Annotated in this window: 15 protein-coding genes; 7 read left to right on the top strand and 8 right to left on the bottom strand. The window is 62.9% G+C overall.

The window, feature by feature from the left end:
- Positions 1-332 precede the first annotated feature (332 nt).
- The 3 genes from AB3X89_RS28455 (at position 333) to AB3X89_RS28445 (ending at position 6513) form a co-directional block, all read left to right on the top strand.
- Positions 333-2534 (top strand): hypothetical protein, encoded by a 2202-nt coding sequence (locus AB3X89_RS28455; protein WP_368586264.1) that lies wholly within the window; start codon positions 333-335, stop codon positions 2532-2534.
- Between the two features lie 62 nt (positions 2535-2596).
- Complete coding sequence (locus AB3X89_RS28450; protein ID WP_368586263.1) at positions 2597-4063, top strand: flippase; 1467 nt, start codon at positions 2597-2599, stop codon at positions 4061-4063.
- Positions 4060-6513, top strand: a complete 2454-nt coding sequence (locus AB3X89_RS28445) for a glycosyltransferase family 4 protein (protein ID WP_368586262.1) — start codon at positions 4060-4062, stop codon at positions 6511-6513. Before AB3X89_RS28450 ends, AB3X89_RS28445 begins: the two co-directional genes overlap by 4 nt.
- Positions 6514-6629: 116 nt before the next feature.
- Here AB3X89_RS28445 and AB3X89_RS28440 read toward each other — a convergent pair whose 3' ends face one another.
- The 5 genes from AB3X89_RS28440 to AB3X89_RS28420 all read right to left on the bottom strand — a co-directional run bounded on the left by AB3X89_RS28440 (position 6630) and on the right by AB3X89_RS28420 (position 10331).
- Complete coding sequence (locus AB3X89_RS28440; protein ID WP_368586261.1) at positions 6630-6932, bottom strand: contact-dependent growth inhibition system immunity protein; 303 nt, start codon at positions 6930-6932, stop codon at positions 6630-6632.
- The gene (locus AB3X89_RS28435) at positions 6929-7768 is read right to left on the bottom strand and encodes an RNase A-like domain-containing protein (protein WP_368586260.1); all 840 of its coding nucleotides are present in this window, start codon (positions 7766-7768) and stop codon (positions 6929-6931) included. Before AB3X89_RS28435 ends, AB3X89_RS28440 begins: the two co-directional genes overlap by 4 nt.
- A 472-nt stretch (positions 7769-8240) precedes the next feature.
- On the bottom strand, positions 8241-8531 hold the full coding sequence (locus AB3X89_RS28430) for a contact-dependent growth inhibition system immunity protein (RefSeq protein ID WP_368586259.1): 291 nt from the start codon (positions 8529-8531) through the stop codon (positions 8241-8243).
- A 17-nt stretch (positions 8532-8548) separates the two neighbouring features.
- Entirely contained in the window at positions 8549-8866 is a 318-nt protein-coding gene (locus AB3X89_RS28425) for an RNase A-like domain-containing protein (RefSeq protein WP_368586258.1), read from the bottom strand.
- 226 nt (positions 8867-9092) lie between these two features.
- Positions 9093-10331, bottom strand: a complete 1239-nt coding sequence (locus AB3X89_RS28420) for an acyltransferase family protein (protein WP_368586257.1) — start codon at positions 10329-10331, stop codon at positions 9093-9095.
- A 260-nt stretch (positions 10332-10591) separates the two neighbouring features.
- Between AB3X89_RS28420 and AB3X89_RS28415 the strand changes: the two genes are divergently transcribed.
- Complete coding sequence (locus AB3X89_RS28415; RefSeq protein WP_368586256.1) at positions 10592-10735, top strand: hypothetical protein; 144 nt, start codon at positions 10592-10594, stop codon at positions 10733-10735.
- Between the two features lie 285 nt (positions 10736-11020).
- Positions 11021-11938 (top strand): UTP--glucose-1-phosphate uridylyltransferase GalU, encoded by a 918-nt coding sequence (gene galU, locus AB3X89_RS28410; RefSeq protein ID WP_368586255.1) that lies wholly within the window; start codon positions 11021-11023, stop codon positions 11936-11938.
- A 72-nt stretch (positions 11939-12010) separates the two neighbouring features.
- On the opposite strand, the gene AB3X89_RS28405 is transcribed toward galU, so the two are convergent.
- Both AB3X89_RS28405 and AB3X89_RS28400 read right to left on the bottom strand, forming a co-directional pair.
- Entirely contained in the window at positions 12011-14185 is a 2175-nt protein-coding gene (locus AB3X89_RS28405) for a malate synthase G (protein WP_368586254.1), read from the bottom strand.
- 80 nt (positions 14186-14265) lie between these two features.
- Positions 14266-14670 (bottom strand): heme-binding protein, encoded by a 405-nt coding sequence (locus AB3X89_RS28400; protein WP_368586253.1) that lies wholly within the window; start codon positions 14668-14670, stop codon positions 14266-14268.
- 259 nt (positions 14671-14929) lie between these two features.
- On the opposite strand from AB3X89_RS28400, the gene AB3X89_RS28395 reads away from it, so the two are divergent.
- Complete coding sequence (locus AB3X89_RS28395; protein ID WP_368586252.1) at positions 14930-15811, top strand: MOSC domain-containing protein; 882 nt, start codon at positions 14930-14932, stop codon at positions 15809-15811.
- A 38-nt stretch (positions 15812-15849) separates the two neighbouring features.
- Here the strand turns inward: AB3X89_RS28395 and cobA are convergent, their stop codons facing one another.
- Positions 15850-16650, bottom strand: coding sequence for a uroporphyrinogen-III C-methyltransferase (gene cobA, locus AB3X89_RS28390; RefSeq protein WP_368586251.1), 801 nt, complete (start codon positions 16648-16650; stop codon positions 15850-15852).
- A gap of 573 nt (positions 16651-17223) precedes the next feature.
- Between cobA and nirB the strand changes: the two genes are divergently transcribed.
- Positions 17224-19764: a nitrite reductase large subunit NirB gene (gene nirB, locus AB3X89_RS28385; protein WP_368586250.1), complete on the top strand. Its 2541-nt coding sequence runs from the start codon at positions 17224-17226 to the stop codon at positions 19762-19764.
- The last annotated feature ends 38 nt before the right edge of the window (positions 19765-19802 follow it).

Genomic DNA, 19802 nt, shown 5'->3' with positions numbered 1-19802 from the left:
GCAATCCGTAATAAATGCGTACTGCGTGATCCCACATCAGCAGGACCGGAGGATCGCCGCGACATACGCGCGCGCGACGGCGCGGCTTCCGCTTTTATCTATTTTTAATTGATTTCTTTTGCGACGTATAAGCGAACGAATATTTTTGAATTATTTTCTATTTTCGTCGCTGCGTTTTTTCCGCGTAACTTAGCCGTGCGGACGGCTGCCCTCAGGCGCCGCGCTTCAATCGGTTGCGCTTCGTTTCGCTTTACCACATCACTGAATTTCGCCCCGAGCGGGCGCGGGTCCGCGTGCATCGCGTTGACCGGACATCGACTGGAGATTCCGCCTTGCGCCATATCACGTTCAAAAGCTGGTGCGCCCTGACAGCCTGCGCTGCCGGCGTCGTCGCCGCAACGGCCGGTGTGCCGGCTTGCGCGGAAACCACGTTGAACGCGAAGACCTCATGGATCGGCAACAGCTTCGGCTTCGGCGATGGCACATGGACGCAGATCAATATCACCGCGATTGCGGTCACGCCGGACGGCAAGGTCTATACGAACTCGCCGTGGGATGAAAGCGGCGCCGAAGCGAGCGTCTATCAGGACGGCAAGATGCTCGGCTTCGCGGGCGGCACACATGGCTGGGGCAACGCCGGCGGCAATGCGATCGCGGTCAACCGCAAATATGCGTTCGTCGCGATCGCGGTCGGCAATGAGAAGGGGCACCTGGTCGAGCCGGGCGTCTGGCCGGACAAGGGCAAGCAGTGGTTCGGCATTTCGCGGCGCCTGATCGGCGAGCCGAAGCGCGTGGCGCCGTTTCAGCCCGCCGCCAAAAACGCGGACCCGCATGCGCAGCTAGCGGCCGGCTTTCTGATGATGAACGAAGTGCCGACCGGCACGAACGCGGAGATTGGCGGACTCGCCGCGAACGACACGACGCTGTTCGCGGCCAACACCGCGCGCAATCGGGTCGAAGTCTACGATGCCGAGTCGATGCAGCAGAAGGCGACGTGGAGCGTGCACGAGCCTGGACGTCTCGCACTCGCGCCCGACGGCACGCTATGGGTGCTGAGCGGCACGCGCAACGATCGCGCGCCGGCCATCGAGCATTACACGGCGACCGGCGAGCGTATCGACGAAACCATCACGCTGCCGGCCGACACGGTCGCGGTCGACCTCGCCGTCGATACACAAGGCCGCCTGCTGATCGCCGATAACGGTCCGCGCCAGCAGGTGCTGTTTTTCACGAAGCGCGACGGCCGCTATACGGCGTCGGGCACGCTCGGCGAGCGCGGCGGCATTTTCAGCGGCATCGCGGGCAAGCCGGGTCCGTTGCGATTCAACGGCTTGACGGGCGTCGGTGTCGATGCGCGCGGCAACGTGTACGTGTCGACCAACGGCATCGGTCCGCGTTACGAGCCGATCGGTGCGGGTCTCGGCGCGACGCTCGAAAGCTACGCGCCGAACGGCAAGCGCAACTGGCAGGTCGAGGGGCTGCTGTTCGTCGACGGCGCGTGGATCGATCCGGCCCGGCCCAACAGCGTTTATACCGGCAACAAGCGCTTCGAACTCGATCTGTCGAAGCCGTCGGGGCACGACTGGAAATACGCGGGATTCCTGTCGAATCGATTCAAGTACCCGGACGATCCGGTGTTCCATACCGACCAGTATCCGGGCCTGCCGATCGCGCGACGGTTGAAGGGGCGCACGTTCCTCTATCTGACCGACATGTATGCGGACCATCTGAAGATCTATCGCTTCGATCCGCAGCACGACGGCGAGAGCGCGATTCCGTCCGGTTTTATCGCAGGCCGCGAGCGCCCGGTCTTGAAGGTGCCGAATGCGCCGCCGGGCGGTGACTGGATCTGGCGCGACATGAATGGCGATGGCCAGTTCGAGCGCGACGAATACACGCTGAATACGAGCGGCACCAAGCTCGCGGGCGGCTGGGGCTGGTGGGTCGATACGGCCGGCGACATCTGGCGCACCCGGGATACGAAGGGCATCTATCGCTTCCGTTTCGGCGGACTCGATGCGAAGGGCAACCCGGTCTACTCGTACTCGAACCTGACGCAGTACCCGGTGCCGGCACCGTTCAGCGAACTGCATCGCGCGATCTATGAACCGGACACCGACACGATGTACGTGAGCGGCTATACGGCCGATATGCCGACCGCGCAGGGCTTCTGGAAGGAAGTGGGGCGCGTGCTGGTGCGCTACGACAAGTGGTCGAGCGGCCAGCCGGTGCAGCGTTACGCGATCAGCTTGCCGTGGCAGACGCAAAGCAAGCCGATCGCGACGATCATCGGCGTCACCGTCGAGGGGCAATACCTGTTCGGCGTCGAGCCGGTCGGCGCGGTGCACGTGTGGGACAAGGACAGCGGCAAGGAACTCGGCGTGATCCGGCCGGGCCCCGAAGTAGGCCGCGCGTCGGGCTGGGTCGACGTGCCCAACGGCATCAGCGCGACGAAACGCGCCGATGGCGAGTACCTGGTGTTCGTCGAGGAAGACGCGCGCGGCAAGGTGCTGATGTATCGCTGGAAGCCTTGAGATGCGTTGGCCTCGCTGACGCACTCCGCACGCAATCTAACCGCAAAAACCCAAGGGATTCGATGGACAAAGGCATTCTCAGGAACGTAGCGATCAATTTTTTCGGGCTCGTGCTGCCGACCTTCGTATCGCTCGTAACCGTGCCGGCGTATATCCGGCTGCTCGGCGTCGAGCGCTACGGCGTGATCAGTCTCGTGTGGACGCTGATCGGCTACTTCGGAATCCTCGATCTCGGCATGAGCATGGCCGCGCAGAACCATATTTCGAAGGCGCGCGCGTCGGGCGATCAGCGGGAAAGCGCGCGCGTGTTCTGGAGCGCGACGTGGCTCAACCTCACGACCGGCGTGGTCGGCGGTTTGATCATCTACTTCGGTGCGTTCCTGTACACCGCGTATTTCACCAAGGTATCGCCCGAGCTGCAGCACGAAGTCTATATGGCGCTGCCGTGGCTTGCGGTCGCGATTCCGATCGCGAACGTGTCGTGGGTGTTCGCGGGCGCGATCAATGGCGCCGAACGTTTCGGCGTCTACAACACGAATCAGACCATCGGCACGTTCCTGTTCCAGCTTCTGCCGCTCGGTGCCGCGCTGTGGCTCGGCGCGACCTTGCAGAACGTACTCGCCGCGGCCGTGGTCGCGCGGATTCTCGCCGCGCTGCTGCTCGGCCGCTATGCGCTGAAAGTGCTTGAAATAGGCAGCATTGAACCGCCGCGGCTCGGCGTTGCAAAGGGGCTGTTCAACTTCGGCGGCTGGATGCTGATCGCGAGCGTGACGACGATGCTCGCCGATTCGCTCGATCGCGTGATGCTCGGTTCGCGCCTCGGCGCGCGCTTCGTCACGTATTACACGGTGCCGCAGAATCTCGTCACGCGTCTGAATATCGTACCGACCGCGCTGGTGCGTACGCTGTTTCCGCGGCTGTCGGCGGTCGGCCGCGCGGATGCCGACACGATCACGCAGCAGTCGCTCGAATTTCTGAACGGCGTGTTCACGCCGGTCGCGCTCGTCGCGATGCTGGTGCTCGAACCGTTCCTGCATCTGTGGGTCGGCAACGAGATCGCGGCGGTCGCGGCGCCCGTGGGCCGGATCATGATCGTCGCCGTGTGGCTCGTCGGCCAGGCGAACGTGACGCGCATTCTGATTCAGTCACAGGTCAATCCCGCCACCGCCGCGCGCATCGGCCTCGTCGAGTTGCCGCTGTTCGCCGGCGCGTTGTGGCTCGGTATCACGCATTTCGGGCTGACTGGCGCGGCGGTCGCGGTTTCCGCTCGCGCACTGTTCGACTACGCAGTGCTGCTGCATTTCGCGGCGATCCGCGCGCGTCAGATCGTGCTCGACATGCTCGCCCATCTCGCCTTCCTGCTCGCCAGCCTGTGGCTCGCGAGCTTCCTGCCGAGCCTTGCGCTCGCGATCGCCGCCGGTGTGCTGATGGTAGGCGCGAACGTCGCGTGGTCGATCACGATGACGCCCGCCTTGCGCAATCTTGCGCGTTCACTGCTATTGCGACTGAATCCGAGGAAAAGCGCATGAATCAAGACGTCCTTGATAAAGACCTGTTGAGGCCTGCGACGCGCAGCGCGCTCGACGAACTGACGAGCGTGCCCGGCATGCAGCCGGCACCGCGCCGTACCGCGCCCCGCGCGAACAAGAGCGTGCGCATCGCGATCGTGCACGACTGGCTCGTCACCTACGCGGGCGCGGAGAAAGTGCTCGAGCAGATCATCGCGTGCTTTCCCGATGCGGACCTGTTCAGCCTCGTGGACTTTCTCGACGATCGCAACTTCCTGCGCGGCAAGCCGGTGACGACATCGTTCATCCAGAAGCTGCCGCTCGCGCGCAGCAAGTACCGCTCGTATCTGCCGCTGATGCCGCTCGCGATCGAGCAGCTCGACGTGTCGGCGTACGACGTGGTGATCTCGAGCAGTCACGCGGTCGCCAAGGGCATTCTGACCGGACCCGACCAGGTGCATATCAGCTACGTGCATTCGCCGATTCGCTATGCATGGGATTTGCAGCATCAGTATCTGCAGCAGTCGAAGCTGACCAACGGCCCGAAGTCGGCGCTCGCGCGGCTGATTCTGCATTACATGCGCAACTGGGACATCCGCACGTCGAACTCGGTTGACGGTTTCATCGCGAACTCGGCGTTCATCGCGCGACGCATCAAGAAGGTGTATCAGCGCGACGCGCAGGTGATTTTCCCGCCGGTCGATGTCGACGCGTTCACGCTGTGCACGCAGAAGGAAGACTTTTATCTGACCGCGTCGCGGATGGTGCCGTACAAGAAGATCGATCTGATCGTCGAGGCGTTCGCGCGGATGCCCGAGCGCAAGCTCGTCGTGATCGGCGATGGGCCCGAGATGGCCAAGATCCGCGCGAAGGCGGGGCCGAACGTCGAGATCATGGGCTATCAGCCGTTCAAGGTGCTGAAGGACCGCATGAGCCGCGCGAAGGCATTCGTGTTCGCGGCCGAAGAGGACTTCGGCATTTCGGTGGTCGAGGCGCAGGCTTGCGGCACGCCGGTGATCGCCTACGGCAAGGGCGGGGCGCTCGAAACCGTGCGCGATCTGTCGGAGCCGAAGCCGACCGGCATGTTCTTCGATGAGCAGGATGCCGACTCGATCATCGCTGCGGTGAATCGTTTCGACGAGCTTGGGCACCGGTTCCAGCCCGAGCATTGCCGCGACAACGCGGAGCAGTTTTCGGCCGCGCATTTCCGCGAGCGTTTTTTCGCGCAGGTGCGCGCGGCGGTACCGGCATTGCGCGACGCGACGCTGCCGCCCTATACGCCGTATCGGCCGGGCGCGCAGAGCGCCGCGAACGTGCCGCGGATTCTCGCGGTCGATCAGAGCGGCGTGCTCGGCGGCGCCGAGCTGTCGCTGCTCGAAATCGTCAAGGCGCTGCGCTCGCGCATCGAGGTCGTGCTGTTCGACGACGGGCCGTTCAAGACCGCGCTCGTGAAGACCGGCGTCGAGGTCGCCGTGCTCGATGCCGGGGTGCTGAAAAACGTGCGCAAGCAGGGCGGTTCGTTGCTCAAGGGCCAGGCATTGAAGGGGCTCATCTCGCTCGTGCGTGCCACCGCGAAACGGGCGCGCAAAGCGGATGTGATCTATGCGAACACGCAACGTGCGATGGTGATCGGCGCAGTGGCCGGCAAGCTCGCGAGACGGCCGGTGGTCTGGCATTTGCGCGACATCGTCAGCGCCGAGCATTTCGGCGGCAAGCAGCTCGCGATCATCAAGTGGTGCGCGCGGCTCGGCCTGACGCATGTGATCGCCAATTCGGCCGCGTCGGCGCAGGCATTCGCGAAGCTCACGCGCTTCGACAGCAAGCGCATCGACGTCGTGTTCAACGGGATTGACGCAGAGCCGTTCGACGCGTTGCGCACGGTGCCGCAAGCGGTGTTGCGTGAGCGCCTGAACCTGCCTTGCGACGCGTTCCTCGTCGGCTCGTTCAGCCGGCTTGCGCGTTGGAAGGGGCAGCATGTGCTGCTCGAAGCGATGGTGCTCAATCCGCACATGCACGCGGTATTGGTCGGCGCGGCGCTGTTCGGCGAGGACCAGTACGAGATGGAACTGCGTGCGTTCGTCGCCGCGCACGAGCTGGGCGACCGGGTGCACTTTCTAGGCTTCCAGCACGATATTCCTGCTTGCATGTGCGCGGTCGACGCGGTCGTGCATACGTCGATCACACCGGAGCCGTTCGGCCGCGTGATCGTCGAGGGGATGCTCGCGCAGCGGCCGGTCGTGGCGTCGCGCGCGGGCGGCGTGCTCGAAATCATCGACGACTATGAGAACGGCGTGCTGTGTACGCCGGGCGATGCGCATGCGCTCGCCGATACGCTCGCCGAATTGCGCTCTAACGGGGACTTGCGTGGCAGGCTGGTCCAGAACGGCTATCGGACCGCGCTGGAGCGTTTCGGCACGCGCAGCTATGTGGATGGGGTTGCGGGGATTCTGAACAGTGTGGCGGGGCAGTAGAGCAGGGTTTTTTTACGTGTGGGTAGACAGGGGCTTGGCCAGTCCTTGCTTGGCGTGACGGGGCGAAGGTCGAAGGACCTTTGCTCCGTTTTTTTTTGCGAGGGGAGACGAGTGCATTACTCGCTCAGAATGCGCTTGAGTTCCTCAAGAAACGATGCAGTCGTGTGACCCCATAGCTTCGGATTGAAATCATGTCCGTACATTTCATAGAAGGCACTATCCAGGTTTTCGCCGAAGTTCGCTGCTAGCTGATTAATTTCGTTGATAGCAGAGTTGCGCATTTTCGAAGTAATTGCATTCTTATAGATGACGACAATTTCTTCAATCGAGTCTCCGATATAGTGATAATCCTGATTGAGATATCCGCCAAAGAGAATATCGAGATTTGGGTACGAAGGGCTATTTTCTGTGCGAATCATAATTTGGTTGCATATGACGTAATAATGTAATATGGCATTCCATTGTACGCTTCATGCTTCAATACCAGCCGGATTCCGTGTAGCTGAATTAACTCCCCCGTTTCCCTGACCACTCCATAGCCAATATCCCTGCCAGCGTTTTCGTTTAGGACGAGATGATATTTTGGCCGAGACTGCGACCAGGATCTAACCTTAAGAGAATTATTCCGCATAATTCGCGAAATGGCCAATTCTGCTGTTTTGAGGTCGTAGAAAGAAGATGCGACATCCATTTTAGGATAATTTTTCAGGCGCGCCCTTAAATACTCCTCTGATTTTCCAATGTGCTCCTTTATTGTATGCCCTCCAAGCTCCGGAGTTAGGGCTTTTGCTTCATGCATTTGCAGATTGATCCGGCCCATCGTGACGCTGGCCACGCGTGCAGCCTTGATCGAGCCAGCGAAACCGAACGGCACGATCATATCGACTGACAGGCCGATATTATTCGCCATGTCCGGACTGGCCTTCATCGCCTCGGCCAGTTTCGTCGTACCTTGCTGGATCAGCGTGGCCGTATCCCGGCCTGTCCAGACTTGGCGTACACCTGCCGACACCGTATCTGAGCCGTGTGCTCCGAACACAACACATCCGGCCTTGCTTGCCATCGTCGGTTCCGGAAGTACACACAGAGCCGCCGCTCCAACCATTTCCAGCACCCCGCCCACGACCTGCAAGCCGCCCCATAGGCGGTTGGAAAGCATCTCGGTGCGGTTTATCGACTGGCGGGAGAGCACCGCGGCCAGTTGAGGAGCACTGAGTACCACGCGCACGGCGCCCGAATCCTGTTGATACGACATCCTGAATTCCTCTGTAGCGATTGGGGTTGCCACGCTAGCAGGCGGATACGGGGATTTGGAATGGGCGACGGATGATTTTGATGGCTATTTGTGCGCGCGAATCCAACCGCGCCGGGGCGGGCGCCTTTTCGCGGGCGGCGTTCCCGAAATCATCGACGACTACTAGAACGGGACGCCGGGCGATGCGCATGCGCTCGCCGAATTGCGCTCGAACGGCGACTTGCGTGACAAGTTGGTCGAGAACGACTATCGGATCACGCACGAGCGTTTCGGCACGCGCAGTTATGTTGATGGGGTTGGGGGATTCTGACGAGTGTGGCGGGGCAGTAGAGCGCTATCTTTTACGCGAGGTTAGACATGGGCTTGGCCAGTCCTTGCTTGGCGTAACGGGGCGAAAGTCGAAGGACCCTCGCTCCGTTTTTTGCGCGCCGCGCACATGGCATCTAACAACCCTCGCGTGGCGATAAGTGGATTACTCGCTCAGAAGACGTTTCAACTCGTCAAGGAACGAGGCCGTAGTGTGCCCCCAAAGACGCGGGTCGCAATGACTTCCAAAGAGATCATCAAACGCCAAATCCAGACAGTTTGAGTTGACCTTCTGGAATCGGACTACCTCTTCCAGCATCGCGACTCTTTCGTCCTCGGTTATCCCCGCTTTATAGGAGAGAACGAGTTCCGGTATCGAATTTCCATAGATCGAATAGTCCTCATGGAATCGCCCCATGATCAACTGTTCGAGATTGTGATACGTCCCGTAGTTCATGACTGTGTTGTGAAATGTTATGCGACAAGCATCGCTGTCAGGACATAATAAGGCATACCATTGTATGTCTGATAGCGGAGGATCACTTTGACTCGGCTCGCGGGTCTATATTCTCCTGATTTTCTGATCACTAGATTTCCAACGTTTCTTCCAACGTCTTCGAATAGTGTTAAATCGTTACGCGGTGCTGTTGTCCCGCCCACGACCTGCAAGCCGCCCCATAGGCGGTTGGAAAGCATCTCGGTGCGGTTTATCGACTGGCGGGAGAGCACCGCGGCCAGTTGAGGAGCACTGAGTACCACGCGCACGGCGCCCGAATCCTGTTGATACGACATCCTGAATTCCTCTGTAGCGATTGGGGTTGCCACGCTAGCAGGCGGATACGGGGATTTGGAATGGGCGATGGATGATTTTTGTGGCGTCTCTTTGTGCGCGTCAATCACCCACCCCGCGCAGGGCGGGCGCCTTTTCGCGGCGGTCGCAATCGAAACTTCGGGATGCACACCTAAGCCCCCGTCGCGGCACTTGGCCGTTACGGGGCTGACACAGCGCAGGGTGTACTTACGCCTTGAGACTCGCCGACCACTTCATCGCGGGCATTTCGACCAGCCGATAGAAGACATAGGCGGCCGGCACGACGACCAGCATGTAACCAAACGACGGCCAGATCGACATCTGCAGCGACGAGCGGAACAACCACGACGACAGCAGCACGAAGATCGGCAGATGAATCAGATACAGCGAGAAGCTGAAGTCACCCACGCGGGACAGCAAGCGCGACAGCGCGCGCGACCCAGCGCGAAGCAGTGCAAGCACGCCACTTCCTTCGTGTTGCGGGTCATTGGGCACATCGAGCGCCTTGTACAGATAGCACGCGAAGCCCAGCGCCCAGATCTGGAACGCACCATACTGGCCGAAATGAAACGCGACGCAGCCTGCCGCGATCAATACCGCCGCGAGCACGTACAGCAATGCAGGCGCGCGCGCCTCCCGCGCGTTGCGCGCCCTGACATCGGCGATCCATGCACCGAGCATCCACGAGAACCAGTACGACGTGAAGAACTGCAGATCATGTCGCTCCAGCCCATACGCGGATGCAACGTTGATCACCGCGACGAGCGCGAGCACGGCGTTCATGCCGATGCGCCGCCGCAGCGCGAATAGCAGCGGATAGATCGCATAGAACTGCACTTCGAGCGACAGCGTCCACAGCGCGCCGTTAGAACCATACGTCTTGCCCGCCACACCCTGCAGCGAAAGCAGATTGACCAGAAACGCCTGCCCGCCGATCTCGCGAATCTTGTGACTGACGGGCGGCAATTGCAGGCTCAGCGAATCGAGCGCGAAAGTCAGTACCAGCGCCGCGAGCAGCACCGGATAGATGCGCGCGAAGCGCCGCAGCCAGAAGTTGCCCGCATCGAGCCGATAAGCGGGATTGCCCGCGAGCCGCAGCGCGCCGCCGCGATGGATGCAGTAGCCGCTGATCACGAAGAACATCGGCACGCCGGCCGAGCCCCATGCGATCGGAAACGTCAGATACGCAGCCAGACTGCTCGGACTAACCGAATGTCCGACGCTCTGATGAAACGCCTGCATGCCGACCCACACGATCTGGCGGCAATGAAAATAGGCGACCAGCAGCGCGGCGAAACCCCGCGTCGCGTCGATCACATGCTCCTTGCTGGCGCTATCGATACGCGCGTCGCTGCGCGCGTGCGCCGCGGCCGGCTTTTTCTCCGGGCGCGGCAGCGGGGACAGGGGCAGGGAGGAGCCGGCGGCATCCAGTGCTGGGTCGCTCATACGCGGTCCTTATCTGAAGCGGAAAAGAGAAAAATCGACGCGACATACGCCTTCGAGCGGGCGTCCTTGCGCACCTCGCGACGCATCCATGCTAGAGCATCACAATCCCACAAAATGATTAAAAAATTGCGTTTCGGATTGAATTCGGGATCGATTTTGTGACGAATTGTAATTACGCATCGCCGCCTGGATCATCGAATTATTTATCGCTTTTGTCGTGCTAATTTAGATCAAGGATTTTCTTGAGCCGAGGTGAAGTCATGAACCTGCACTTACTGGCCGGCGTGGCCGTCCTGCTGATCCTGGTGGCCGCCTCCGCCTACCGCGATGCGTTGCGCAACGAGCCGATCCGTCGTTACCGGATGGACCCAGGCAAGCTGCCGCCGGTCGACGAACAGGACTGACGTGCTGCCGAAGCCGGTCACCAGATCGCCAGACGGGTCACGCCAGGGGCCGTCCGAAAGGTAAGACTTTCGGATTTTGTCACTCGCCGCCTGGCAATATATGCGTAACAATTTACTCAATTTTTCGCAATATCGCATTGCGAACAATGCGTGAATTATCCGAATTAAATCGGAGAAAGCCAGCTTACGTGACCTCGCAGATTTTTCTGCTAGTCTTGCGCCGGCATCGATTGGCCGCCAGGTCCGCGAACACACCAACTTCTAACCGATGTGGGAATGCCTACCATGCTGAAAGTCACCAAAGCCGTGTTTCCCGTAGCGGGCCTCGGGACACGATTCCTGCCGGCTACCAAAGCAAGTCCGAAGGAAATGCTGCCGATCGTCGACAAGCCGCTGATCCAGTACGCGGTCGAAGAAGCGATCGCCGCCGGCATCACCGAGATGATCTTCGTGACGGGCCGCAGCAAGCGCGCGATCGAAGATCACTTCGACAAATCCTATGAGATCGAGTCCGAGCTAGAAGCGCGCAACAAGCAGAAGCTGCTCGATCTGGTGCGCAGCATCAAACCGGCCAACGTCGACTGCTTTTACGTGCGCCAGGCCGAAGCGCTCGGTCTCGGCCATGCGGTGCTGTGCGCCGAGAAGCTGGTGGGCGACAGCCCGTTCGCGGTGATACTCGCCGACGACCTGCTGCATAGCACGAAGCCCGTGATGAGCCAGTTGGTCGATACCTTCAACCACTACCACAGCTCGGTGATCGGCGTCGAAACGATCGCGCGCGAGGACAGCCGCTCGTACGGCGTCGTCGACGGCCGCGAGTGGGAAGACAACGTGATCAAGCTGTCGGGCATCGTCGAGAAGCCGGCGCCAGACCAGGCGCCGTCGAATCTCGGCGTGGTGGGGCGCTACGTGCTGATGCCGACGATCTTCAAGCATATCCGCGCGCTGCAGCCGGGCGCGGGCGGCGAGCTGCAACTGACCGACGCGGTGCAGTCGCTGCTGACCGAAGAGCAGGTGCTCGCGTATCGCTACTTCGGCACGCGCTTCGATTGCGGCAGCAAGCTCGGCTATCTGAAGGCGACCGTCGAATTCGCGCTGCGCCATCCGGAGGTGAAGGCTGAATTCGAGGCGTATCTGCAGGCGTATATGCAGAACGAAGCGCCAACCGGCGAGGCGGGGCAATTGACGGCCGAAGCCGCGTGAACTGACGAGGCCCTGAAATAAAAAACGGGCGCCGCATTGCGCGGCGCCCGTTGTCGCTTCAGCAGGACGGTCTCACCCCTGTTGCTTCACCTCGAGCCGGAACTTGTGCAGCAACGGCTCGGTATAACCGCTCGGCTGCTGGCGCCCTTCGAATACGAGCGCTTGCGCGGCCTTGAACGCAATCGTGTCGAAACCCGGCGCCATCGGCTGATAGAGCGGATCACCGGCGTTTTGCGCATCCACGACCTTGGCCATGCGCTTGAACGTCTCCTCGACGAGCTCGCGTTTGATCACGCCGTGATACAGCCAGTTGGCGATGTGCTGGCTCGAAATACGCAGCGTCGCGCGGTCTTCCATCAGGCCGACGTTGTGAATATCCGGCACCTTCGAGCAGCCGACGCCCTGATCGATCCAGCGCACCACGTAGCCGAGAATGCCCTGCGTGTTGTTGTCGACTTCGGCGCGGATTTCGTCGTCGCTCCATTGCGCCTTTTCGACGACCGGAATCGTCAGCAGGCCATCGAGCAGTTCGTCGTAAACCTTCGCGTAGTCGGTGCGTTCGAGTTCCTGCTGGACCGCCTGCACGTCGACCTGGTGATAGTGCAGCGCGTGCAGCGTCGCGGCGGTCGGCGAGGGCACCCACGCGGTGTTCGCGCCAGCCTTCGGATGGCCGATCTTCTGCTCGAGCATCGCGTGCATCAGGTCGGGCATCGCCCACATGCCCTTGCCGATCTGCGAGCGGCCGCGCAGGCCCCCGCTCAAACCGACCAGCACGTTGCTGCGCTCGTACGACGCGATCCACTTGCTCGACTTCATGTCGCCCTTGCGCATCATCGCGCCCGCTTCCATCGCCGAGTGCATCTCGTCGCCGGTGCGATCGAGGAAGCCCGTGTTGATGAACGCGACGCGCGCCGACGCTTCGGCGATACAGGCGAGCAGGTTCACGCTGGTGCGGCGCTCCTCGTCCATGATGCCCATCTTGATCGTGTTGCGCGGCAGCTTCAGCAGGTCTTCGACGCGCGCGAACAGCTCGCTCGCGAACGCGACTTCGGCCGGGCCGTGCATCTTCGGCTTCACGATATAGATCGAGCCGGTGCGCGAGTTCAGCTTGTTCTGGCGGTCGCGCAGTGCGCACAGCGTCGTGATCACCGCGTCGAGAATGCCTTCCGGAATCTCGTGGCCGTCTTTGGTCAACACGGCCGGGTTCGTCATCAGATGGCCGACGTTGCGGATGAACAGCAGCGAGCGGCCATGCAGCTTGACCTGCGACTTGCCGTCCGCGCTGGTGTACTCGCGATCCGCGTTGAGCCGGCGCGTGAAGGTCTTGCCATTCTTCGTGACCTGTTCGGTCAGGTCGCCGTTCATCAGGCCGAGCCAGTTGCGATAGAGCTGCACCTTGTCGTCGGCGTCGACGGCCGCGACCGAGTCTTCGCAATCGATGATCGTCGTGACCGCCGCTTCGACGACGACGTCCTTCACATGCGCCGCGTCGGTCTTGCCGACCGGATCGTTCGCATCGATCTGGATTTCGAGGTGCAGGCCGTTGTGCTTGAGCAGCACCGCCGACGGCGCGCTCGCATCGCCCTGATAGCCGACCAGTTGCGCGGGCGTCTTCAGTGCGGTAGTGCCGCTCTTCAGCGCGACGACCAGCTGGCCGTTCTCGACGCTATAGCGCGTCGCATCCGCGTGCGAACCGTTCGCGAGCGGCGCGGCCTGATCGAGGAACCTGCGCGCATACGCGATCACCGCGGCGCCGCGCACCGGGTTGTAGCCCTTCTGCTTTTCCGCGCCATCCGTTTCAGGGATCGCGTCGGTGCCGTACAGCGCGTCGTACAGGCTGCCCCAGCGCGCGTTCGCGGCGTTCAGCGCATACCGCTGGTTCGACAGCGGCACGACCAGCTGCGGGCCGGCCTGCTCCGAGATTTCGCTGTCCACGTGGTCGGTCGTGGCCTGGACGCCGGCGGGCACGGGCACGATGTAGCCGATGCCTTCGAGAAACGCACGATACGCGCGCAGATCCCGCACCGGGCCGGGATGGGTCCGATGCCAGTTGTCGAGTTCGGTTTGCAGGCGGTCGCGTTCGGCGAGCAACGCCCGATTCTTTGGCGCCAGCTCGTGCACGAGGGCATCGAAACCCGACCAGAAGGCGGCGCTGTCGATTCCGGTGCCGGGCAGGGCTTCGGTTTCAACGAACTGGTCGAGGTTGGCGGCGACCTGCAGTCCGCCGCGCGGGTTCATCTGAGTCATCGACTGCTCCATCTGTTATGGGACCGATGAGGGGGCATCGGTCCGCGTTGTGCCACGGGATTGCTGTGACGCCCGGCGCTTTAAACGCCGAGCGCCTGAATGCCGGCCTTCGCGATCTGCGCATCCTGCTCCGACTTGACGCCCGACACGCCAACCGCGCCGACCACATGGCCGTCGACGATCACCGGCACGCCGCCCTCGAGCGTGCCCTGCAACGGTGCGCTGAGGAATGCGGTGCGGCCGTTGTTGATCATGTCTTCATAGACCTTGGTTTCGCGGCGCCCAAGCGCCGCGGTGCGCGCTTTCTCGGTCGCGATATACGAGGTGGCCGGCGCCGCGCCGTCCAGACGCAGCACCGCGAGCGGATGGCCGCCGTCGTCGGCGACGACGATTGCGACCGGCCACCTGTTCTTCTCGGCTTCCGCGCGCGCGGCATCGACAATGCGAGTCGTCTCGGCGACGGTCAACACGGGTTTGGTCAGCATAATGAATGTCCTGTCTCGGTGAGGGAAGGTGGCTTTTGTAGCTTCTTTCGGTAACGGGTCGATACGGCGCCTGCGCGCGCTTTCGCAGCTCCGCCGCATGCCGCATGCCCCGCGCCGGCGCCTGTCTGATCCGAAGATTCTACTTCCCGGCGCCTCAGCGCGGAACGGCAGCTTCCCTGGTCGCCATCACTGAAACACGCGCAGCGCTTTACAATCGCGTCTCCACCTGAAAACCGCGCTTCCCACGAGATCTCCGATCATGCCAACCATCAGCGAGCTGTTCGTCTATCCGATCAAATCCTGCGCGGGCATCCCGCTCGATCAGGCGCGCCTGCTGGCGACCGGCCTCGAATACGACCGCAACTGGATGATCGTCGATCCCGAAGGCGCGATGTTCACGCAGCGCGCGTACCCGCGCATGTCCCTGATCAAGGTCGAACTCGGCGCCGACGATCTGATCGTCAACGCGCCGGGCATGCGTGAGCTGCGCACGCCGCTCGATGCCGCGCGCCTCGCCGGCGCGGCCAGGATCGATACCGCGGTGTGGCGCGACGCGGCCTACGGGCTCGACACCGGCGAAGCCACGGCGGCGTGGTTCACGGAGTTCCTCGGTCTGCCCGCGCGCTTGCTGCGCTTCGATCCGGAGCGCGAGCGCATCGTCGATCCGGACTACACGGACAGCACCGGCGGTGCGACGACCTTTTTTGCCGATGGCTTTCCGCTGCTGGTGGTCGGCCAGGCCTCGCTCGACGATCTGAACGCGCGCCTGAACCGCAAAGGCGCGCCGTCGATCAGAATCGATCGCTTCCGGCCCAACATCGTGCTCACGGGCCTCGATGCCTACGAAGAGGACTATGTCGAGACGCTCGCCGTCGACACGGATGCGGATTCGAGCGCGCGGGTCGAGTTGCGTCTCGTCAAGCTGTGCTCGCGCTGTCCGATGCCGACCATCGATCAGGCGCGCGGCGCGCCCGATCCGGACTGGCCGAACGAGCCGACCGACACGATGCTCGGTTATCGCGTCAGCGAACGTTTCGACGGTGCGGTCACGTTCGGCAACAACGCGCTGGTCGCGAGCGGGGCGGGGGCCCGGCTGCGGGTCGGGCAGCAGGTCGACGCGGAGCTCGGGTTCGGCGATTGACTGGATGAAAGGCGGGCGAGGCCCACTCCGATCGGATCTCAGGCCGCCCGCGCAATCGCCGCCGCGGGCAGCGTTTCTCCACCTTCTTCGCCGCGACCTTCGCGTTTCCAGCAAGGCGCTTCGGCGCTCTCGCCAACCGCATCGCCCACCAGAATCACCGCCGGACTGCCGAAGCCCGCGCCGAGCGCATCGGCGGCAAGCCGATCGAGCCGCGTCAACAGGCGCCGCTCGTCGCGGCCGCCGGCCCACTGCACGACCGCGGCCGGCGTGTCCGCCGGCAGGTGCGCGAGCAAGGCAGCGGCGATGCCGTCGACGCGCCGCATGCCCATATAGATCGCCAGCGTCGTGCGCGTCGCGGCGAGCGCGGCCCAGTCCGGCTCGCCGTGGTCTTCGGTGTGCGCGGTGACGAAGCTCACGCCGTGGCAGTGCCGCCGATGCGTGAGCGACATGCCGAGTCCCGCCGCGGCCGCGAAGCCCGACGAGATGCCGTTGACGATGTCGACCGCAAGGCCCGCGTCGCGCAGCACCGCTAGTTCCTCGCCCGCGCGGCCGAACAGCAGCGCTTCGCCGCCTTTGACGCGCACCACGTGCAGACCCTTCAGCGCATAACGCCGCATCAGCCGCTCGATGAACGCCTGCGGCGTCGAGCGGCAGCCGCCGCGTTTGCCGACGCGAATCACGCGCGCCTGCGGTGCGAGCGTCACGATGTCGGGATTCGCGAGGTCGTCGAGCAGCACGACGTCGGCGGCCGCGAGCGCCTTGACGGCCTTCAGCGTCAGCAAGTCGAGGTCGCCGGGGCCCGCGCTCAGTAGCGTGACCTTGCCGGTGTTGGTGTTCATGTTGTTCCTTGTAGCTAGAAACGAATACGGCGTCCGCCCGTGAAGATCACGAGGGGACGCCGTTGTCCATTGCATTGCCGGTTGACGGTTGAATCTGCGCATCGCGACGACGTTGCCGCGATGAGGTTGCGCAGGACTAACGCAAGGACCACGCCATCGATCGAATCGAGGCGCGCAAGCCGTTGCCACACGCTGCGATTCACGCGGAAAACAGCGTCACGATCGCACCGGTGCGCACCTTCGTTTCGCACGTCCACAGTGCTGCGTCGCACCATCCCTGTGCTTTGCCGCATCAAAACGCGTCGCGCTCGGGATGCGCCCCGAAGCCGCGCGATTGACGGCGAATCCCCGCCACACCGTGCTTTCCGGCGCATTTATCTAAATTGGCACAGCCTTTGCGAGAAGCGTTGCCATCGGACCAACGTGGGTTCGTCGCGCTTGCAGCACAATGCAGCGCCCCGCAGCACCCAACAGGACAACGGCGTCCCCCGGATTCAGCCCTCGGCTGGATTCGCGGGACGCCGTTTTTATTTCCGCAATCGCTTTCGCCAGACACCAGAGGACAGCGCGCTCATGAAAATCATCGTTATCGGTCACGGGATGGTCGGCCACAAACTGGTCGAATGCCTGGCGCAACAGGACGCGCACGATCTCGACATCACGGTGCTGGGCGAAGAATCGCGACCCGCCTACGATCGCGTGCATCTGTCCGAGTTTTTCTCGGGCAAGACCGCCGATGACCTGTCGCTCGTCGAGCCCGGCTTTTTCGAGCGCCACGGTGTGCAACTGAAGCTGAACGCGCGGGCCGTTGCGGTAGATCGCGACGCACGCACGGTGACGGTCGCGAGCGGCGAAACGCTGCCGTACGACCGCCTCGTGTTCGCGACCGGCTCCTATCCGTTCGTGCCGCCGGTGCCGGGCCGTGAGCGCGGCGATTGCTTCGTGTATCGAACGATCGACGATCTCGAAGCGATGCGCGAATGCGGCGCGCGCTCGAAAACGGGCACGGTGGTCGGCGGTGGCCTGCTCGGTCTCGAATGCGCGAAGGCGCTGCGCGATATGGGGCTGCAAACCCACGTGGTCGAATTCGCGCCGCGCCTGATGGCGGTGCAGGTCGACGACGGCGGCGGCCGCGTGCTGCGCGGCCGGATCGAAGAACTCGGCGTCACGGTGCACACGCACAAGAACACGACGGCGATCGTCGACGGCGAAGCGGGCACGCACCGCATGCAGTTCGCCGACGGCAGCCATCTCGACACCGACATGATCGTGTTCTCCGCGGGCATCCGTCCACGCGACGATCTGGCCCGCGCGTGCGGCCTCGAACTCGGCGCGCGCGGCGGCATCGTCATCGACGACGCGTGCCGCACCAGCGATCCGCACATCTACGCGATCGGCGAATGCGCGCTGTGGGGTGGTCAGCTGTTCGGGCTCGTCGCGCCCGGCTACGAGATGGCGCGCGTGGTCGCGAAGCAGTTGCTGGGCGACTCGGCCGAATTCGCGGGTGCCGACATGAGCACCAAGCTGAAGCTGATGGGCGTCGACGTGGCCAGCATCGGCGACGCGCACGGTAATACGCCGGGCAGCCGCACCTACCAGTTCAGCGACGAGCGCAAGCAGATCTACAAGAAGCTCGTCGTGTCCGATTGCGGCAAGTATCTGCTCGGCGGCGTGATGGTCGGCGACGCGAGCGAATACGGCACGCTGCTGCAGATGATGCTGAACCGTATCGAGTTGCCCGCGTCGCCCGAATTCCTGATCCTGCCGCAAGCGGACGGCAGCGCGAAGCCGGCGCTCGGCGTCGAGGCGCTGCCCGCGGCCGCGCAGATCTGCTCGTGCAACAACGTGTCGAAGGGCGAGCTTTGCGCAGCCGTGTGCGCGGGCGCGACCGACATCGGCGCGTTGAAGAGCGCGACCGGCGCGGGCACCTCGTGCGGCGGTTGCGTGCCGCTCGTCACGCAAGTGATGAAGGCCGAGATGAAGAAGCAGGGCCTCGCGGTCAACAACCACGTCTGCGAGCACTTCCCGTATTCGCGCCAGGAGCTGTACCACCTCGTGCGCGTCGAGGGGCTGCGCAGTTTCGGCGCGCTGCTCGCGAAGCATGGCCGCGGGCTTGGTTGCGATATCTGCAAGCCGGCGGTCGCCAGCATTCTCGCGTCGTGCTGGAACGAATTCGTGCTGAAGAAGGAGCACGCATCGCTGCAGGACACCAACGACTACTACCTCGCGAACATCCAGCGCGACGGCACCTATTCGGTCGTGCCGCGCATGCCGGGCGGCGAAGTGACGCCCGACGGCCTGATCGCGGTCGCGCAGGTCGCCAAGAAATACGGCCTCTACACGAAGATCACCGGCGGTCAGCGTGTCGATCTGTTCGGCGCGCGCGTCGAGCAATTGCCGTCGATCTGGGAAGAGCTGATCGCGGCCGGTTTCGAGTCGGGGCACGCGTATGGCAAATCGCTGCGCACCGTGAAATCGTGCGTCGGTTCGACGTGGTGCCGCTATGGCGTCGGCGATTCGGTCGGCCTCGCGGTCGAACTCGAGAATCGCTACAAGGGGCTGCGTACGCCGCACAAGATCAAGTTCGGCGTATCGGGCTGCACCCGCGAATGCGCGGAAGCGCAGGGCAAGGATGTCGGCGTGATCGCAACCGAGAAGGGCTGGAATCTGTACGTGTGCGGCAACGGCGGCATGAAGCCGCGTCACGCGGAACTGCTCGCCGCGGACCTCGATAAGGCGACGCTGGTGCGCTATATCGACCGCTTCCTGATGTTCTACGTGCGCACCGCCGACCGGCTGCAACGCACCAGCGTGTGGCGCGACAACCTCGAAGGCGGCCTCGACTATCTGATCGATGTGATCGTCAACGATCGCCTTGGCGTGGCCACCGAACTCGAAGCGGAGATGCAGCACGTGGTCGACACGTACGAGTGCGAATGGAAGAAGGTCGTCACCGATCCCGAAACACGCAAGCGCTTCCGTCATTTCGTCAACAGCGGCGAGTCCGATAGCAACGTCGCGTTCGTCGAGGAGCGCGGCCAGATCCGGCCGGCCACGCCCGCTGAGCGGCAGGCGCCGCGCATTGAGATTCCCATTGTCGTCGAGACGGTTTGACCTCATCCGATTCCCGCTTAACTCTAAAGGAGCCCAGT

Source organism: Paraburkholderia sp. BR14320, from assembly GCF_040948665.1.
Classification (GTDB): Bacteria; Pseudomonadota; Gammaproteobacteria; order Burkholderiales; family Burkholderiaceae; genus Paraburkholderia; species Paraburkholderia youngii.
This window is presented reverse-complemented; position numbering and strand designations above follow the sequence as displayed.

What these genes read in the sequence shown, in the direction of transcription:
- AB3X89_RS28450 (WP_368586263.1), top strand. Translation starts at nt 2,597, where the DNA reads ATGGACAAAGGCATTCTCAGGAACGTAGCGATCAATTTTTTCGGGCTC.
- AB3X89_RS28445 (WP_368586262.1), top strand. Translation starts at nt 4,060, where the DNA reads ATGAATCAAGACGTCCTTGATAAAGACCTGTTGAGGCCTGCGACGCGC.
- AB3X89_RS28440 (WP_368586261.1), bottom strand. Translation starts at nt 6,932, where the DNA reads ATGATTCGCACAGAAAATAGCCCTTCGTACCCAAATCTCGATATTCTC.
- AB3X89_RS28435 (WP_368586260.1), bottom strand. Translation starts at nt 7,768, where the DNA reads ATGTCGTATCAACAGGATTCGGGCGCCGTGCGCGTGGTACTCAGTGCT.
- AB3X89_RS28430 (WP_368586259.1), bottom strand. Translation starts at nt 8,531, where the DNA reads ATGAACTACGGGACGTATCACAATCTCGAACAGTTGATCATGGGGCGA.
- AB3X89_RS28425 (WP_368586258.1), bottom strand. Translation starts at nt 8,866, where the DNA reads ATGTCGTATCAACAGGATTCGGGCGCCGTGCGCGTGGTACTCAGTGCT.
- AB3X89_RS28420 (WP_368586257.1), bottom strand. Translation starts at nt 10,331, where the DNA reads ATGAGCGACCCAGCACTGGATGCCGCCGGCTCCTCCCTGCCCCTGTCC.
- AB3X89_RS28415 (WP_368586256.1), top strand. Translation starts at nt 10,592, where the DNA reads ATGAACCTGCACTTACTGGCCGGCGTGGCCGTCCTGCTGATCCTGGTG.
- galU (WP_368586255.1), top strand. Translation starts at nt 11,021, where the DNA reads ATGCTGAAAGTCACCAAAGCCGTGTTTCCCGTAGCGGGCCTCGGGACA.
- AB3X89_RS28405 (WP_368586254.1), bottom strand. Translation starts at nt 14,185, where the DNA reads ATGACTCAGATGAACCCGCGCGGCGGACTGCAGGTCGCCGCCAACCTC.
- AB3X89_RS28400 (WP_368586253.1), bottom strand. Translation starts at nt 14,670, where the DNA reads ATGCTGACCAAACCCGTGTTGACCGTCGCCGAGACGACTCGCATTGTC.
- AB3X89_RS28395 (WP_368586252.1), top strand. Translation starts at nt 14,930, where the DNA reads ATGCCAACCATCAGCGAGCTGTTCGTCTATCCGATCAAATCCTGCGCG.
- cobA (WP_368586251.1), bottom strand. Translation starts at nt 16,650, where the DNA reads ATGAACACCAACACCGGCAAGGTCACGCTACTGAGCGCGGGCCCCGGC.
- nirB (WP_368586250.1), top strand. Translation starts at nt 17,224, where the DNA reads ATGAAAATCATCGTTATCGGTCACGGGATGGTCGGCCACAAACTGGTC.